We start from the raw sequence: 17,679 nt of genomic DNA on the forward strand, positions 1-17,679 counted from the left end.
GACGTGCCCAGGTTGCACCAACGTGTCCGGCGAATCGGATCGGACTGCATGAACGTGCACCCGAGCTGAGCGCTTGAACTCACGCGTCCATATGCCGCTGATAGCTTCGACTGCGCGTGAGGCACTGAGGCCCCGCGCCCACCACGAGGTGGTTCGCCCACATGACGGAGCCGTCCATGCGCAAAGCCGAGCATCGCCATTCCCTATCCCGGACGATGGCCGCACTGACCGCGGTCGCCTGTGCCTCAACCTCCCTTGCCGCCACACCTGGCACAGCTGCGGCAACGTCACCGTCACAGACACCGAAGGCGATGTCATCGGCGCCTTATATCTTCCCGGGCAACGACGGAAAAGCCCACAAAGTCGCTTGGGACAAGCACTCGTTCACCATCGACGGCACCCGGTTGTCGATCTGGTCCGGGGAACTGCACTACTGGCGCCTCCCCTCCCAGCAAGCGTGGCGCGACGTCATGCGCAAGGCTCGCGCAAACGGTTTCAACGCCATCTCGTTGTACTTCTTCTGGGGCCTGCACCAAGAATCCGCTGACGGCAAGTTCGACTTCTCCGGCATTAAAGACATCGACAAACTCCTCACCATCGCCGAAGAGGAGGGTCTGTACGTCATTGCCCGGCCCGGCCCCTACATCAACGCCGAAATCTCCATGGGCGGCCTCCCCGCCACCATGAGCAACCAGCCCGGGCCTCTGCGTGGCACTGCGAACCTGGCGCGCTCAAAACAATGGCTGCATGCATTCGACGCCATCGCCCGCAAGCACCAAGTGACGACCGGCGGCGATTCCCTGCTCATGTACCAGGTGGAGAACGAGCTGCTCGACGAGAGTTCCGACCGATCCGCCTTCCTCAAGGCGCTGACGAGCTACGTCCGGGCCGACGGCATCACCGTCCCACTGTTCACCAACGACTACTCAATGGCCGGGCATTTCTCCGACACCTCGAAGTACGGCACCGATTTCCATGCCTATGACTCTTACCCATTAGGCTTCACGTGCAACGGAAAGCGCAATGCCCTGAGCGACCACGAAGCCGAGTTCCGGGCCATAGCTCCCACCACCCCACAGTTCATCACTGAGGCCCAAGGCGGGGCCTTCACCCCATGGGGTGCCCCTTTCACCCCCAGCGCCTGCGCCACATTCGCCGATCCCGCATTCACCCGACAGTGGGGCGTCTCCACCATTGGTAATGGCGTCACAGCATTCAACTACTACATGCTCGAGGGCGGGACGAACTGGGGATGGACAGGGGCCCCTGCGTCCGGCTTTACCTCCTACGACTACGGCGCCGCTCTCGACGAAGAACGCACCCTCACCGACAAATTCGCGGTGCAGAAGGAGATCGGTTACTTCCAACGCGCCCTGCCATGGCTGGCAGCCACCAATCCGGTAAGTGCCCCCGAACCTACTCAAGGGCTCCCCAGTCCACGCGTACCAGCGCACTACCGGCGCAACCGGACCACGCTTCATCGGCTTCCGGTTGGGCGACTCCAACGCGACGACCGACACCACTTTCACCACCTCGCTTGATCTTGACTCCGACGGCTCCGCCAACCGCCAGCACGTCGTCGACGACCGTGATTCCGCCATCTCGTACCAGGGTTCGTGGGTGCAGCGCAGCGATCCCGGAGCCTCGGGCAAAACCCTGACGGTCTCATCCCGCAAGGGGGACACGGCGACCTTGACCTTCACCGGCACCGGGATCTCCGTCATCTCCGGTACCGGCACCGATCACGGCATGGTCTCCCTCCGCGTCGACGGCGACGCCCCGGTCGAAGCGACCGGTCACGTCGACTCCGACCAGAACCGGCCTGCCCAAAAAGTGCTCCACGAGTTCACCGGCCTGTCCGGCGGGCGCCACACCCTCACTGTCACCAATCTCGGCAAACCGGCGCAGGGCGGGAAGAGCACCATCGTCAGCCTCGACGCCCTGCGCGTCACCGACGACTCAGCAGCGGACGCCCACGGTGAGAAACCCTCGAACCCGGCCCGGCAGTGGGCCCGTGTCCCACAGGACACGTCCACGACCCTTCACTTGCACGGTCGTGACGCTCTCATGATGGCCGCCGATTTCCCCATCGGCAACCACAAAGTGCTCTACACCACCTCCCAGCCGTTCGGGGCCCCGGTCGTCACCTCCGGGCGCGGCACCGTCGAGTACCTCATCGGTCACCGCGGTGACCCAGGCGAGACCGTCTTGCAATTCAAGGCAGGATCTTCCGCGCCCACGGTTCGGGGCTCCGGAGTACGGACCGTCTGGAACGCGACCACCGGTCAACTCCGCCTCAATTACACCCACACCGGCACTCCGTCCGATATCCGCATCGGTGAGGGCGACGACGCCTTGACCTTGCGCGTCATCGACCGGCAGAGCGCCCGCACCACCTGGCAATTCGAGAGCACTCTCAACGGCCGCACGGTGCACACTGACGTCGAGGGCGCCTACCTCACCGGCCGGACTGTCACCAGTGGCAGCACCGTCGCTCTGAGCGGCCAGATGGCCGAGCCCGGTACCGTCTCCATCATCCCGGACGCCGCGATCACTTCAGCCAGCTGGAATGGTCGGCCCCTGCCACACTTCACCGACGCGCCAGTTCCCGGCCCGGCCGCCGTCTCCGCCCCCGCCCTGCACTGGGTCTCCAAGACAGGCGCTCCGGAAGCTGCCCAGGGCTACGACGACTCGACGTGGAAGGTAGCCAGCTCCACAACAGGACGCACGCCATGGCAGAAACCGACGCTCGGCGGTGCCGCCCTGGACTCGAATCTCCTCGGCTTCTATGAGGGTTCGGTCTGGTACCGGGCTCACTTCACCGCCAACACAACACGTACGCTCAAGCTCAATGCCAACGGTGGTCAGGGCGCACCCAAGCCCAATGGCGTCGACCCGGCCTTTATGCAAGTTTGGATCAACGGCACCTACGCCGGAGCCTATCGCGCGGTCGGAAACACGACGAGCATCGAGCTCCCCTCCTCGGTCAAGGCCGGCGATCCGGTCGTCCTCTCGGTCGTCGTCCACAACCTCGGCCAGAACCTCGACTGGTCCGACAACGGGCTGTCGCGCCAGTCCCGCGGTCTCAACTCCGCCAGCCTGCCTGCGAAGGGGGCGGTCACGTGGCGGGTCCGTGGCGCACTAAGCACCGAACAGACCGGCGATACCGCCCGGACGATGTACAACAATGGTGGCCTGTAAGGCGAGCGCGCCGGATGGTACCTGCCGGGCATGCCCGACAAGGACTGGACAGCGGCCACGACGATGACCGTCGACCATCCGGGCATCCGGTGGTACCGCTCCACCTTCAACCTGTCGGTGCCCACCGGTCAGGACACCACCTTCCATTCCAGGTCGTCGTCAAGCCTTCTGGGAACGGCAAGGGTCCTGGCGGCGTGGGAGCCGACCATTCCCAGGCGACAATCTTCGTCAACGGCTGGAATACCGGCGTCTACGTCGGTGACGTCGGACCACAGACCCGCTTCGTCATTCCCGCCGGGTTCATCAACCTTCACGGTTCGAACACCATCGCCGTCGCTGTGGCCGCCAAGGAAGCGGGTTCCGGTCCTGCGTCGATCACCGTCGAGCCGACCCATTCGGTCACTGGGTCCCTCGTCGGGGCCCTGAACAAGGCCCCGACCTACAGCCCACGGACACCCGACCCCGCCACAGGCACTGTGCCCTCCTTGGTGCCACTACCTGCCTCCCTCAAGACCGACAGCGGAGCACCCTTCGCCCTCAAGGACTCCACCGTCATCGTCGCCAAGGGTCAGGCCAGCGAGAGTGCCAAGTTCCTGGCAACGATCCTGCGGCGCTCCACCGGCTTCCCCCTACCGATCGTCTCGAGCGGCAGCGGCCACAACTCGGTCATCAGCCTGACCGTCGACCCGCACACGAGAATCGGCACGTACGCCCGACAGGAAGAGGCATACTCGCTCGTCTCACGGGCCGGATCCATGACCGCCCGGGCCGTGACGAGCCATGGTCTTTTCGACGCCGTCCAGACGATCCGACAACTCTTCCCGCCATTCATCGAGTCGACCCGGCCCATGATGCGGTCATGGACGGCCCCGGCCGTTACGATCACTGACGCGCCACGGTTCAGCTACCGCAGTGTCCAGCTTGATCCGGCACGTTCCTTCCTGACCCTCGACGAGGTCAGGTCAGTTCTCGACGTCATGGCAGCTCACAAGATGTCGGTGCTACACATGCACCTGGCCGACGATCAGGGCTGGCGGATCCAGATCACCAACAAGGGCCGCGCACCCGGCGACACTCTCGACTACACGAAACTCACCTCGGTGTCCGGACACACCGCAATGGACACCCAGGAACACGGCTACCGCGATGAGCTGGGTCGCACCGGGTTCTACACTCAGCAGCAGTACCGCAGCATCGTCGCCTATGCCGCTGCTCGCCACATCATGGTGGTCCCCGAGATCGACTCGCCGGCCCACTCCAACGCGATGTTGCACGCCTTCCCCGAACTCAACAGTGCCAACTCGCATCCGGAAACCACGGTCTACGGAACGGTACCGCAAAACGGCACTAGTGCCGTGGGATACTCCTCCCTGGACGTCGACAATCCCAAGACCTGGACGGCTCTCGCGCACATCTTCGGCCAAATCGCCCAGATGACTCCTGGTCCGTATCTCCATATCGGCGCCGATGAGTCCCACTCGACCCCACATGATCAGTACGTTAGATTCGTCACTCGGGTGGTCAACCTCGTCCACAGCCTCGGCAAGAAGCCGGTTGGCTGGAACGAGTATTCCATCGGCGGTGTGACCGCGGGCGACGCCATCCAGTACTGGGTCGGTGATACCGAGAACACCCGTCGTGCCGTCAGGGACAGAGGAGCCAAACTCATCATCTCGAAGAGCGACGCCGCCTATCTGGACCAGAAGTACACCCCGGACACTGCGATCGGCCTCGTCTGGGCCTCAAACGGCCATGGTGGGCTGCGTACTTACTACGACTAGGATCCGGAGAGCGTCATCCCCAAAACCACCGATGACGACATCCTCGGGATAGAGGGACCGCAATGGTCCGAGACTATTCGCAACGGCAGCCAATCACAGTATCTGGCCTTCCCCCGTGCCCTCGCCCATGCCGAGATCGGCTGGACACCGCAGTCGCGGAGATCGATCGGTGACTTCCTCAACCGTATGGCCGACGACGGTGCACGCCTGCTGGCCATGCAGTCGAATTTCTACGACACCCCTGAGGTCACATGGGCCAGCGATGCTGCCGGGACCCCGAGCGTCACCGCGCCGGGTCGTCACGGCGAGGTCACCCTCGCAACCCTGGCAGCGCCGGGGACGAAGGCTTCCCCAGACGGTTCGTCGGTGACCGTCGATTCCATCACGGACGCCGATGGCACGTCTGCCTCGACGATTAGTTCCCTCACTGCAAGCGTCGACCTGGGAGCCGAAGGTGGCGTCCAGAAGGTACGATTTGTCGATCAGCACCGTCGTGGCCTGCTGACCGCAGGTGGGCTGTATGATCTGCGCGTCTCACACACCTGGAGCCACACCGGCACCTTCCCGATCACGGTGAAGCTGTCGGACGGCCGGGTCCTCGTCACCTCGGTGACGGTTCGTGACGGAGCCCCGGCACAACCCACCGGCCCCGTCGTAGGCCCCTGCGACAAACCAACCGTCTCCTTCCCCTCCGGCAGCTCCGTCCGCGACGATTCTCGACTCGACGTCTCGTTCACGCACCTGACACCGAACACTTGGGTCGACGTTCTCATCGACGACACGAAGATCGGCACGGTGCACACGGACGCCACCGGTTCGGGCACCCAGGACGTCCCCATTACCTATCAGCCCCCCAGCGGGGCGCACCTGCTGCGCATCGCCGGACCCGACGGACGTTTCGTGGAGAAGGTGTTTACAGTCACGTCCAAGACGCCGCCCTTCCTCAACGCCATCACGAGCGGAGTCACCGCCAAGGCTTCCAGTGAGGCAAGTAATGAGACCGCTCCCAATGGCCGGGCTTCGGCCGCCGTTGACGGTAACCCGAACACGTTCTGGCACTCCCGCTGGGAGGCACCCGTTGCGACCTATCCGCATACCTTGACGGTCGACCTCGGTCGCGAGTACGCATTATCGGCGATGAGGTGGGTCTCCCGCCGGGGCAATCCCAACGGCCGAGTCAAGACCCTCGTCCTGGAATTCTCGACCGACGGTTCCCATTGGACCGGCAGACAACCAGTCACTCTGCCCTCCAACTCTTACCCAACGATCGTCAGTCTCTCGAAACAGACAGACGCACGGTATGTGCGAATCACAATGACCTCACCCCAGGACGCTTCCCAGCCCTTCGCGGCGATCGGTGAGGTGATCTTCACTGGCCTCGCGAACGGCCATGCCGATCAGCCCCGGCATGATCCGACGGCGCGCACGTGGACCCCGCCGGCTCACTGTCAGGTGACGCCCGAACCGTCTCCCACGGGGCGCCCCACCACACCACAACCCACCACGACTCCCGCGAGTGGTTCCACAGCGACCCCGACCGGTACCGCCTCCCAGGCAGGTACGAGGCCCACGAGGCTTCCTGCGACGGGACGCTAAGGACACGAGTTCCTTTCATGACGTACGCGCAACCAGATGTGTCCACATGTGACCGGAGTGCCCGCGCCCAGCCGCCCGTGACACTTCCGGGCTGAGACACGGTCTGGTCTTACGAGGGGCCCGTCACAGCGATGGGCCCCTCGTCGTGCATCCGGGACAGGATTCACATCACCCTCGAATCCCAGCGCCGCGACCCCCATGACCAGTACGGTGAACAGATGGGCCGGAAACCACAGTAACGGTCCTAGAACCACGGAAGGGCATATCGGTCGATCGACGGGTCCGCTCTACATTGCTTCGTGGTGCACTGTCCGCCACCGGAAGGGGCTGCCACAATGGCCGCCAACATCCCGCTTACGAACACCGCCAGTTTGACGCCCGACACGCAATTGGCGTCAGCACCAATCTCCCCCGAATCCAGACGTTTCCTGCGCCATGTCACAGCCGCCACCGCTTTCGGTGGCGGGCTCGACGGCTTCGACCTGGGCGTCATTAGCGTGGTCATCTTGCACATCAATCACGACCTCGAGCTCACCCCCGCTATGGAGGGGCTCGTCGGTGCCGCGAGCCTACTGGGCATCTTCATTGGTGCCCCACTCTTCGGCTTCCTCACCGATAAGTTCGGACGCCGCAGGATGTTCCTCGTCGACATTATTGCTTTCATCGTTATCGGCGCCGGGCAGGCTTTCGCGACGGGTGGAGTCTCCCTAGGGATCCTCAGATTCCTTTTAGGGATGGCCATCGGAGCCGAATACTCGATCGGAGCACTGATGCTTTCAGAGTTTGTTCCGGCCCGGGAGCGTGGATCGAAGCTGGCCTTCCTCGAACTATGCTGGCGCATCGGCTTCCTTATCGCTGTCCTATTGGGGTATGCGCTGCTGTGGTCTGGAGTGTCGTGGAAAGTCATCTTGGCCACTTCAGTAATCCCAGCCCTCATTGTGCTTGGGCTGCGAATCGGTCTTCCAGAATCCCCGCGCTGGTTGCTGCGTCACGGCCGTGAGGCCGAAGCACGTGAGATCGTCGAAAAGCACATGGGTCCGAAATACTTCGCCGCCGAACAGCTCAGCGAGGAGTCGGTGGACGGGGAAGGCTACCGCAAGCTGTTCCGCAAGGGTCAACGGCGGCGCACGATCTTCGTCTGTATTTTCTGGACGTGCATCGTCACCCCGTATTTCGCGATCTTCACCTACGCTCCGAAAGTGCTGGAATCCCTCAACGTGAAGTCTCAAGCCGGCGGCACGATCCTCTCCAATACCATTGGCGTCGTTGGCGCGGTCGTCGGTCTGCTGGCGATCGATCGCATCGGCCGCCGACGTATGCTCATCGGGCCGTTCTGGATGCAGACCGCAGTCTTGTTGATTGTCGGGCTGTGGACCGACGCGCCGCCGTGGGTGCTGGTGGTGGGCTTGGCTCTTTTCGCCTTGGTCAACTCCTACAGCGACATTCTTACTGCGGTGTACCCTTCTGAGATCTTCGACACCGACATTCGATCCAGTGGCGTAGGGTTCGGGTCGGCAGTCAGCCGCATTGGTGCCTTCCTTGGCACCTACCTGCTGCCCATTGGCATCGGGACAATCGGGGTCAAGTGGTGCATGGTCATCGCGGCAGGTCTATGCGTCGTTGGCGCTGTGACCGGCCAGACGCTGGCACCTGAGACCATGAACCGGCCCCTGACGAAAACGGCAACCGGAGAGTTGTCACATGCTGACCCTGGGCCCGGCGCTCAGGCTGACAGCCCAAATGGGCGGTACATCCAACTCTGGATGCCCGATCCCGTCAGCCAGGATTTCCAGACACTAGCAACAACGATCGGGGCCAGAGCGAGGGCGGTATCAATGCTATTGAGCCTGGTGCGATCGAGTACCTCGGTGACGGGGACGAAGGCGACGTTACCAGCGGTGTTACCGGGTCGTGACGCGCAGACGTCGAGCTCTTTTCCCTGGTGTATCACCCGGAGCCAGCTGTGTCCGGTGTGATACCACGGGTGGTGATCCAGACGGACCCGTGCTGCGTGGACTGGACGCACCTGAAACCCCAACTGCTCGAGTATCTTTCCCAGCACAATGTTGTACTGACCTGAATGGCCGTGCCCAGCCGCTAGCGAGGTCTCGGGGCTGAGCCAGAGGTGCCAACACGAGTAGTGGGTGTACATCCGGTGCACGAGTTGGGTTGCTTCATCGACAAGCTCCCAACCCGCCTTCCCGGACGCCCGGCACGCAGCAACGGCGTCGTCGACGGTGCGCACAGGTCGGCCAGCGGGGCCGTCAGGCATGGCCGGCTCAGGGCCGGGAGCCGCCAGGACGACGGGGGTGACGGCAGCCGCCACGCCGGCCAGCACGAGTGGGATCTTCCTCATCACTGCTCCTGGGAGTCGTCGGTTGGGGCGAGGGGGTCTTGGGTGTCCCGCCGCGCGTTGCGACGGTTCACAAGGCGCTGTTTCCAGTAGGGCTTGGCGTCGGGGCGTGCAGCGATCTCGGAATGGATCATGAGCATTGCCTCCACGCTGGCGTCCCAGGTGAACTGCTCAGCTCGGTGTCGCGCGGCGTCCCGCAGTTCTGGGCCGAGCCTGGCCGCAAGACGTTGGGTGGCGTCGGCTAGGCCCATGGCGTCGGGGCTGCCGGCCTCACCGCTCGTCACATCGACGATCTCGTGGGCGCCACCCCGGTTCGCGGTGACGACCGGGGTGCCACAGGCGAGCGCCTCTAGGGAGGCTAACCCGAAGGTTTCTGCGGGACAGACCGACATCGAGACATCCGCTGCTGCAAAACGCCGGGCAACCTCGTCACGGCCCGCAACGAACCCGTTGAAGAAAACCGGAGCGTCGCCGGCCTGCTGTTTCATGGCATCCGTGTCTGGGCCGACCCCGTACATGTCGAGGCGCAGTGGGACCCCGCGTCGATGCAATTCGAGAGCAGCAGCGACGGCCAGCTGGGGGCTCTTCTCATGGCTCATCCGACCGACGTAGCACAGTCGTAAGATATCGTCAGGGCGCGGAGTTGGCAGTCCTGGTTCACGTTTGTTGGGGTTGAAGGTTTCTAGGTCGACGCCGAGGGGAACCTTGACGAGGCGGGCGCCGGTGTCGGCGAATTCACCCGCAGAGTAATCAGAAGTGACGACGACGACATCGAAGGACTTGGAGAGACGACGATTGAGGGCACCGACGGCAGCTGCGACGCCGAACTGTCTGCGTACCCACATGGTGAGCATGTCGTCGAGGCGTTCGTGACTGAATAGCACCGATCCGATGCCTCGACGTGACGCCCAGCCGGCGGCCGGAGTGAGGGTCCACTTGTCAGAGGACTCAATGGAGGTGGGGCGGAAGCGGTCCAGGATGTCGAGGGCTCGCCAGGGCGTAGCGATCATGCGGTAGCCCGCAGAAACGCGCGGGGCTGCGATCTCGACGGTGATGCCGGATTCTGATTCGGTGATGCGGTCTTTAGGACCCGGTATTACCAGGATTCGCTCGTGACCGGCCGCAACGTACCCCTTTCCGAGAGCGTCGATGGCCACCTTCATGCCGCCGGACACCGGGCCGACAAAGTTGGCGAGCTGAGCGATACGAAAGGTGGTCACCTCTCTAGCCTATGCGGTGAATCTGAACCTCGATACTTAGGGTTGGATCGGGACGCAGGCATAATAAACGCCGGTCCTCACTAGTGAGGACCGGCGTTTTGAAGGAGGATCAGGCCTCAGACTTCTCCTCGGCCTTCTCGTCAGCCTCGGCGGCCTCCTGCTCGTCGGCCACGGGAGCCTGTGCAGCGGCGTCCTCGGCGGGGGCGTTGTGCTCAACGGCAGCGTCTCCGGCTTCGGGCTCGGCGTCCTTGGCCTCGGTAGCGGTGTTGATCTGCGCCTTGGCGTCAGCAGCGCTGGCCGGAGTCTTCGGAGCGACCTTGTCGCTGATGACCTCGATAACGGCCATGGGGGCGTTGTCACCCTTGCGGTTGCCAATGCGAGTGACGCGAGTGTAACCGCCGTCACGACCCTCCATGCGGGGGCCGATCTCGGTGAAAAGGATGTGCACGATGCCGCGGTCGGTGATCGTGCGGTTCACGAAACGACGATTGGCAACAGTGTCGGTCTTAGCGCGGTTGATGAGCTTCTCGGCCAACGGGCGAACGCGCTTGGCTTTGGTGACGGTGGTCACGACGCGGCCATGCTCGAAGAGCTGGCTGGCCAGGTTGCGCAGAATGATGCGCTCGTGAGCCGGGGATCCGCCAAGACGGGGACCCTTTGTGGGTTTCGGCATTCTTTTCTCCTTGTGTGTCGGTATGGCGGGCAGGTGGACCCGCCTCAGTCCGGCTGAGGGAGGACGGGCGTCCTCCCCTCCCCTTTCCCGTCATATGACGGATGGGGGTGCGGCCAGGGTCCACCCCCCTGGCCTCCCCTCCGAAGAGAGGAAAATCTTGAGTTGTCACGGTGCAAGGGGGTCGCCCCCGCAATCTCCCCCACCAAGTCAACCCCAAACACAACTAACAACACACTTGCGACTGCGAAAAAGGCCAACCCACGCGGGGGATGCAAGGGAGGTCGCCCCCCCTGCACTTAATAAATCAGTACTGCTCAGTCTCCGCGTAATCGTCGTCATTGGCCTCGTCGTAGGCCTCAGCTGCGGCAAGTGGGTCAAACCCCGGAGCCGAGTCTTTGAGGGCTAGGCCAAGCTCGGTGAGCTTTTCCTTGACTTCATCGATCGACTTGGATCCAAAGTTACGGATGGCCAGCAGGTCCTGCTCAGACCGCGAGACGAGTTCTCCAACAGTATGGATGCCCTCACGCTTGAGGCAGTTGTAGGAACGGACGGTGAGGTTGAGCTCCTCGACCGGGGTGCCCAGGCTCTCGGCGTACTCCTCGTCGACTGGTCCGGAACCGATCTCAATGCCCTCAGCTTCAGCGTTGAGCTCGCGAGTCAGCCCGAACAGCTCAACGAGGGTCTTGCCAGCGGAGGCAATGGCGTCACGAGGGAGGATGGACGGCTTGGTTTCGACGTCAACAACGAGCTTGTCGAAGTCCGTGCGCTGCTCGACTCGGGTGGCCTCAACCTTGTAGGTGACCTTGAGAACCGGGGAGTAGATCGAGTCGACGGCGATGCGTCCGATCTCGGCATTCGGATCGTCGTTGAGGGCGCTAGAGACGTAGCCGCGGCCACGCTCGACAATAAGTTCCATCTCGAAGCGGCCATCGTCGTTGAGGGTTGCGATGTGCAACTCCGGGTTGTGGATGGTCACACCGGCAGGCGGGTTAATGTCGGCAGCGGTGACCTCGCCGGCACCGGACTTCCGCAGATACATGGCGACCGGCTCGTCTTCCTCCGAGGAGAGCACAAGGCCCTTGAGGTTCAGAATGATCTCGGTGACGTCCTCGACACAGCCCTCAATAGTCGAGAACTCGTGCTGGACTCCCTCGATCTTGATGCTCGTCACAGAGGCGCCCGGGATGGACGACAGCAGGGTGCGACGCAGCGAGTTGCCAATGGTGTATCCGAAACCCGGCTCCAGAGGCTCGATGACGAACTTCGAGCGGAATTCGGAGATGGACTCTTCAGTGAGAGTGGGGCGCTGTGCAATGAGCATATTTTCTACCTTTCGCGCCAACCGCTATATGAAGGCGCACAGGGGACACGTTGACGGGGATTCCCGCCGCGATATTCGGTTGTGAGGGGTGGCGGCCGCGACACCCGCGGGCCGCCGCATCGGGGGTCACCCCTCGCAATTCTCCCAGCAAACTCAGGCCAAAACGCGACCACCACCAAACAGGAAGTCACGAACTGGAATTGACCCGCCCGGGGTTGCAAGGGGTCGCCCCTCTGCATAGATCACTTCGAGTAGAGCTCGACGATAGCCTGCTCGTTGACGTCAATGACGATCTGGTCACGGGTAGGCAACTGGTGAACGAGAATACGGCCCTTATTGGGACGAACCTCGAGCCATGCCGGGACGTCGCGGGTCTCGAAGGTCTCGCGAGCGATAACGATCGGGGGAAGGTCCTTGGACTTCTCGCGAACATCGATGATGTCGTGGGTGCTCACCCGGTAGGAAGGAATGTTGACCTTCTTGCCATTGACCAGGAAGTGGCCGTGGCTGACCATCTGGCGAGCCTGACGACGGGTAGCAGCAAGTCCAGCGCGGTACACGACGTTATCGAGACGCGACTCGAGGATCTGCAACAGGACGTCACCAGTCTTACCCTGGGCGCGGTCAGCCTCCTCGTAGTAACGACGGAATTGCTTCTCCAGGACGCCGTAGGCGTAACGAGCCTTCTGCTTCTCGCGCAGCTGCAGCGAGTACTCGGAGTCCTTGGTGCGACCGCGTCCGTGGACACCCGGGGGGTACGGACGACGCTCGAAGGACTTGTCGTTACCGACAAGGTCAGTCCCGAGGCGACGGGACTTCTTGGTAAGGGGGCCGGTGTAACGGGCCATTGTGTATCAGTCCTTTGCTCTCGGAGTGGGTCAGACGCGGCGGCGCTTCGGCGGGCGGCATCCGTTATGCGGAACAGGGGTGACGTCGGAGATCGGGCCGATCTCCAAGCCGACAGCCCCCAGGGAACGGATGGCAGTCTCACGACCGGAGCCGGGACCCTTAACGAAGACGTCAACCCGCTTCATGCCATGCTCCATGGCGCGACGTCCAGCAGCCTCAGCGGCCATCTGAGCGGCGAACGGGGTGGACTTACGGGAGCCCTTGAAGCCGACAGTGCCGGCAGAGGCCCACGAGATCACTGCACCCGAGGGGTCAGTAATAGCGATGATGGTGTTGTTGAACGTGCTCTTGATGTGCGCCTGACCGGCGACGACGTTCTTCTTCTCCTTGCGGCGCACCTTGGTCTTGGGTGCACCCTTGTGGCCTGCAGTAGCCATGTGATGTCTCTCCTGAAATCAGTGTGATCTGCGCGTCGGTGACGGTTGGTGAGTGCCCTGTAGGCGATGATTCACTTGGCCTTCTTCTTGGCGACGGCCTTCCTCTTACCCTTGCGGGTACGGGCGTTGGTGCGGGTGCGCTGACCACGAACCGGAAGTCCGCTGCGGTGACGACGGCCCTGGTAGGTGCCAATCTCGATCTTGCGGCGGATGTCAGCAGCCACCTCACGGCGAAGGTCACCTTCGACGTGGTAGTTGGCCTCAATGTGGTCACGCAGTGCCACGAGCTGATCATCGGTCAGCTCGTGGACGCGCAGGTCACCGCTGATTCCGGTGGCCTTCAGGGTCTCGGTGGCGCGGGTGCGGCCGATTCCGTAGATGTAGGTCAGGGCGACCTCGAGGCGCTTGTCGCGCGGCAGGTCGACTCCGATGAGGCGTGCCATGTGGCATCCCTTTCTTGTTCTTTCGACCCGATTGCTCGGGCCGCGAAGGTGTCCGACGTGGAGCGCCCTCGTCATCCCTGAGAACGATGGACAGTGTCTGACTGTCCGACGAGGCCCCGGCCTTCGTCCGGGGGTAGTAGCCCGAATCCGTGCTCGATGGGTTCGAGCGGGGTTCCGGGACGTGCTTCCACGGTGTCCCGAGCATTGCCCGGGAGGTCTGCACCAGCGTGTGTTAGCGGTGCGTTTATTTACTTGTGGAATTAATGTGTTCACCGCTCCCACCTGGATGATGGGCCTGACGGTGGACCTCAGGGGCCGAACCCCTGTATTCCTGCTGACCGTCGCGATGACGATCTGCGATCCCGTCGCGGCGTGGGCTCAGCCCTGACGCTGCTTGTGGCGCGGGTTATCGCAGATGACCATCACGCGGCCGTGGCGACGAATGACCTTGCATTTATCGCAGATCTTCTTGACGCTCGGCTGAACCTTCATGAGATTCTCTTTCGCGTAACGGCCCCCTGGTGGGAACCTGGGTGGTGCGCCGCTAAGCGCTTGGCAATGAGCCGCAGCTCACTTGTGGCGGTAGACGATCCGGCCGCGGGTGAGATCGTAGGGCGACAGCTCAACAACGACACGGTCCGACGGCAGGATTCGGATGTAGTGTTGACGCATCTTGCCGCTAATCGTGGCAAGAACGCGGTGCCCATTCTTGAGTTCGACGCGGAACATGGCGTTGGGCAAAGCTTCAACGACAGTTCCCTCCAGTTCGAGTGCTCCCTCTTTCTTGGCCATTACGTCCCATCTGTCCGCTACCCACACCCCCTGCGGGCGTGGTTGTGGCTCCGCACACACGAAGCCAGCAGGTAACGATACCTTTTCAGCTTCGTCTCCCCAAATTGAAAGGAGCTAAAGGGCACCAGCAGTAACTCACACAGAGGGCACACATCCCGCCCGTAGTCCACAGTGCTGCCGGAACCCACGGCCCCGGCAGCGCTACAGATCAACCTCAGTCAAGGGGCCCGAATGGCACTCCACGCTTCTCGAGTTCGGCCTGACCGCCATCGGGCTCCGACAACACCCACAAACCTTTACTGGTTACGGCAACGGTGTTCTCCCAGTGGCTAGCCCACGAGCCGTCCACCGTAACAACGGTCCACTCATCGTCCAGGGTCGCGGTGACCTCCGTGCCGAGGGTAGCCATCGGCTCGATGCACAGCACCATGCCCTCAACGATCTTCGGGCCACGTCCGGCCCGCCCCCAGTTGGGAACATCCGGATCCATGTGCATCTCGGTACCGATCCCGTGGCCGGTGTACTCACGAATGATGCCGTAGTCACGGTCATGGGATTCCAGGGATGCTTGCACCGCTGCGGAAATGTCGCCGATCCGGGCTCCAGGCACGACCTTGGCGATACCGGCCCACATCGACTCACGGGTCACCTCGGATAAGGTCCGAGCCTCCTCGCTGACATCTCCCACGAGGACGGTCCGGGCGGCATCTCCATGCCACCCATCAACAATGGCGCCATAATCGATGGAGACGATGTCGCCATCCTTGAGCTCCCGCTCGCCGGGGATGCCATGGACGATCGTCTCGTTAGGGCTCACACAGGCAACACCCGGATAGGGCGGCAGGCCCCAGTCACCCCCGTAATTGAGGAAGTTTGACCTGGCGCCATGCTGCTCAAGGACGTCCCGACCGGCTCTATCAATGTCGGCAGTGGTGGCCCCGGGCACAGCGACCGCTCTCATGGCTTCCAGCCCCTTAGCGACGACGAGGCCGGCCCGTCGCATCGTGCGAATCTGGTCGGGCGTCTTGATCTGGAATCGGTTGCGACCCAACACGTCAGTTCTTGGAATCAAGTGCGGCGAAAATGCGCTGACGCACCTCGTCGATCTCGCCGACTCCATCCACCGGGACAAGGATGCCGGCCGAACGGTAGTGCTCCAGCAGCGGCTCAGTCTGGGAGGAGTAGACCTTCATCCGGTTACGGATAGTTTCCTCGTTGTCGTCAGTGCGTCCCTCAATCTCAGCACGCTTCAGCAGACGCTGAGTGAGCAGCTCGGGATCGACGTCAAGGCTGATGACGGCGTCAAGCCGCTGGCCATGCTCTTTGAGGTAGGCGTCAAGGGCCTCGACCTGGTGCATATTGCGGGGGTAGCCGTCGAGCAGGAAACCGTTGGCAGCATCGTCCTGATTGAGGCGATCAACAACGATCGCGTCGGTTAGCTCGTCGGGGACGAGGTCCCCGGCGTCCATGATGGCCTTAACCTTCTTGCCCAGCTCGGTGCCGTTCTTGATATTGGTACGGAACATATCGCCGGTAGAAATCGCGGGCACGCGGTAATGCTCGGCGATGGCGGTGGCCTGAGTCCCCTTGCCTGCGCCCGGGGCGCCCATGATCAGCAATCTCATGATGACAGGAATCCTTCGTAGTGTCGTTGCTGCAACTTGCTTTCAACCTGTTTAACGGTGTCCAGCGCCACACCCACGATGATGAGGATGCTCGTACCTCCGAAGGGGAAATTCTGGTTCGCATGGAGGGAAACGAATGCGAGCGTCGGGATCATCGAAATGAGGCCCAAGTACAAGGACCCAGGTGCCGTCAGCCTCGACAACACATAGGCCAAGTAGTCCTCGGTGGGCTTCCCGGCTCGGATGCCGGGAATAAACCCACCATACTTCTTCATGTTGTCACTCATTTCGACTGGGTCGAAAGTGATGGCCACGTAGAAGTAACAGAAGAAGATAATGAGCAGGAAGTAGGCGATGTTGTACACCGGATGGTCACCGCGCGTGAAGTAGTGACCGATCCACTTTGCCGCGGACGTCTGCGGCCGGAAAGTTGCGTAGAGCACCGGAAGGTACAGGATCGACGAGGCAAAGATGACCGGGATAACGCCAGATTGGTTTACCTTGAGCGGAATGTACGTCGTCGAGCCACCAAACATTCGGCGCCCCACCATCCGCTTGGCGTACTGCACCGGGATACGTCGCTGGCCTTGCTCGATGAATACGACCGCAGCCATAACGGCTAAACCAATCGCGATCACCATGCTGAAGATAAACCACGCGTGAGCCTGACCGGCGCCATTTCGAGCGACCTTGATAGACCACAGCGAGTCAGGGAAACGCGCCGCAATCTGAGTGAAAATCATGATCGACATACCGTTGCCGATACCGCGGTCGGTGATGAGCTCACCCATCCACATGACGATGGTCGTACCGGCCGTCATAGTCAGGATCATGACGACGACTTCGAAGACCGAGGTGGAGTAGACGACTGGCAAGCTGCAGGTGAATAGACGGCCGGAGGTGGCAAGCGTGACGAAGGCCGTTGCCTGCAACAGGCCAAGCACGAGAGTGAGGTAACGGGTGTACTGGGTGATCTTGTTCTGACCGGACGCGCCCTCCTTCTTAAGGGTTTCCAGCTTCGGGATCACGACTGTCAGCAGCTGCAGGATGATCGACGCAGTGATGTAGGGCATGATCCCCAGAGCGAAGATCGCCAACTTCAGCAAGGCGCCACCGGAAAACAAGCTGATCATCGAGTACAGACCGGCGGAGGAACCGGAGCTCGCCTGGGTAACACAGGTGTTGATGTTCGTCACATTGACGTTCGGGACGGGGATGACAGACCCGAGCCGGAACACCGCCAGGATGAACAACGTGAACAGGATCTTGCGGCGAAGATCCGGTGTTCGGAACGCATTGGCGAAGGCGGAAAGCATCCGGGCCCTCTCCCATCTCGTGGACTACTGACTATGCACATCCAACCCCCATGACGCGCTGCTGGCAAATGT

At 62.3% G+C, this 17,679-nt stretch carries 16 protein-coding genes and 2 pseudogenes; 5 read left to right on the top strand and 13 right to left on the bottom strand.

Going from position 1 to position 17,679, the window contains the following annotated elements:
* Positions 1-79: 79 nt before the first annotated feature.
* Entirely contained in the window at positions 80-265 is a 186-nt protein-coding gene (locus LRP59_RS09400) for a hypothetical protein (protein WP_002522073.1), read from the bottom strand.
* Positions 266-311: 46 nt separating this feature from the next.
* Between LRP59_RS09400 and LRP59_RS09405 the strand changes: the two genes are divergently transcribed.
* From LRP59_RS09405 to LRP59_RS09425, 5 genes and pseudogenes are all read left to right on the top strand, one after another.
* Positions 312-1,541 carry a beta-galactosidase gene (locus LRP59_RS09405; protein WP_002522072.1) on the top strand — a complete coding sequence of 410 codons (1,230 nt, stop codon included), beginning with the start codon at positions 312-314 and terminating at the stop codon, positions 1,539-1,541.
* Positions 1,492-3,201, top strand: a complete 1,710-nt coding sequence (locus LRP59_RS09410; protein WP_236887511.1) for a beta galactosidase jelly roll domain-containing protein — start codon at positions 1,492-1,494, stop codon at positions 3,199-3,201. Before LRP59_RS09405 ends, LRP59_RS09410 begins: the two co-directional genes overlap by 50 nt.
* Positions 3,202-3,458: 257 nt before the next feature.
* A pseudogene (locus tag LRP59_RS09415) lies at positions 3,459-5,072 on the top strand (family 20 glycosylhydrolase); the annotation flags it as partial.
* A gap of 96 nt (positions 5,073-5,168) precedes the next feature.
* Positions 5,169-6,578 carry a discoidin domain-containing protein gene (locus LRP59_RS09420; RefSeq protein ID WP_002514827.1) on the top strand — a complete coding sequence of 470 codons (1,410 nt, stop codon included), beginning with the start codon at positions 5,169-5,171 and terminating at the stop codon, positions 6,576-6,578.
* A 335-nt stretch (positions 6,579-6,913) separates the two neighbouring features.
* Positions 6,914-8,284, top strand: a pseudogene (locus LRP59_RS09425) (MFS transporter); the annotation flags it as partial.
* Between the two features lie 17 nt (positions 8,285-8,301).
* Here LRP59_RS09425 and LRP59_RS09430 read toward each other — a convergent pair.
* The 12 genes from LRP59_RS09430 to secY form a co-directional block, all read right to left on the bottom strand.
* Complete coding sequence (locus LRP59_RS09430; RefSeq protein WP_002519640.1) at positions 8,302-8,934, bottom strand: hypothetical protein; 633 nt, start codon at positions 8,932-8,934, stop codon at positions 8,302-8,304.
* Positions 8,934-10,151, bottom strand: coding sequence for a glycosyltransferase (locus tag LRP59_RS09435; RefSeq protein ID WP_002514829.1), 1,218 nt, complete (start codon positions 10,149-10,151; stop codon positions 8,934-8,936). Before LRP59_RS09435 ends, LRP59_RS09430 begins: the two co-directional genes overlap by 1 nt.
* Before the next feature lie 109 nt (positions 10,152-10,260).
* Positions 10,261-10,824 (bottom strand): 50S ribosomal protein L17, encoded by a 564-nt coding sequence (gene rplQ, locus LRP59_RS09440; protein WP_002514830.1) that lies wholly within the window; start codon positions 10,822-10,824, stop codon positions 10,261-10,263.
* A 304-nt stretch (positions 10,825-11,128) separates the two neighbouring features.
* Positions 11,129-12,145, bottom strand: a complete 1,017-nt coding sequence (locus LRP59_RS09445; protein WP_002514831.1) for a DNA-directed RNA polymerase subunit alpha — start codon at positions 12,143-12,145, stop codon at positions 11,129-11,131.
* Positions 12,146-12,387: 242 nt separating this feature from the next.
* Positions 12,388-12,993, bottom strand: coding sequence for a 30S ribosomal protein S4 (gene rpsD, locus LRP59_RS09450; protein ID WP_002514832.1), 606 nt, complete (start codon positions 12,991-12,993; stop codon positions 12,388-12,390).
* A 30-nt stretch (positions 12,994-13,023) separates the two neighbouring features.
* Positions 13,024-13,431 carry a 30S ribosomal protein S11 gene (gene rpsK, locus LRP59_RS09455; protein ID WP_002514833.1) on the bottom strand — a complete coding sequence of 136 codons (408 nt, stop codon included), beginning with the start codon at positions 13,429-13,431 and terminating at the stop codon, positions 13,024-13,026.
* A 71-nt stretch (positions 13,432-13,502) separates the two neighbouring features.
* On the bottom strand, positions 13,503-13,874 hold the full coding sequence (gene rpsM / locus LRP59_RS09460; protein ID WP_002514834.1) for a 30S ribosomal protein S13: 372 nt from the start codon (positions 13,872-13,874) through the stop codon (positions 13,503-13,505).
* A gap of 378 nt (positions 13,875-14,252) precedes the next feature.
* Entirely contained in the window at positions 14,253-14,366 is a 114-nt protein-coding gene (rpmJ, locus tag LRP59_RS09465; protein WP_002514836.1) for a 50S ribosomal protein L36, read from the bottom strand.
* Positions 14,367-14,444: 78 nt separating this feature from the next.
* A complete protein-coding gene (infA, locus tag LRP59_RS09470) occupies positions 14,445-14,666 on the bottom strand; it encodes a translation initiation factor IF-1 (RefSeq protein ID WP_002514837.1) in 222 nt (73 codons plus the stop codon).
* A 214-nt stretch (positions 14,667-14,880) separates the two neighbouring features.
* Positions 14,881-15,720, bottom strand: coding sequence for a type I methionyl aminopeptidase (gene map / locus LRP59_RS09475; protein ID WP_002514838.1), 840 nt, complete (start codon positions 15,718-15,720; stop codon positions 14,881-14,883).
* Between the two features lies 1 nt (position 15,721).
* Positions 15,722-16,291 (bottom strand): adenylate kinase, encoded by a 570-nt coding sequence (locus tag LRP59_RS09480; RefSeq protein WP_002515951.1) that lies wholly within the window; start codon positions 16,289-16,291, stop codon positions 15,722-15,724.
* Entirely contained in the window at positions 16,288-17,607 is a 1,320-nt protein-coding gene (gene secY / locus LRP59_RS09485; protein ID WP_002514840.1) for a preprotein translocase subunit SecY, read from the bottom strand. The genes LRP59_RS09480 and secY overlap by 4 nt, the downstream gene beginning before the upstream one ends.
* Between the last annotated feature and the right edge of the window lie 72 nt (positions 17,608-17,679).

Origin of the sequence: Cutibacterium sp. 37298, from assembly GCF_023838685.1 — a bacterium.
Taxonomy (GTDB): domain Bacteria; phylum Actinomycetota; class Actinomycetes; order Propionibacteriales; family Propionibacteriaceae; genus Cutibacterium; species Cutibacterium acnes.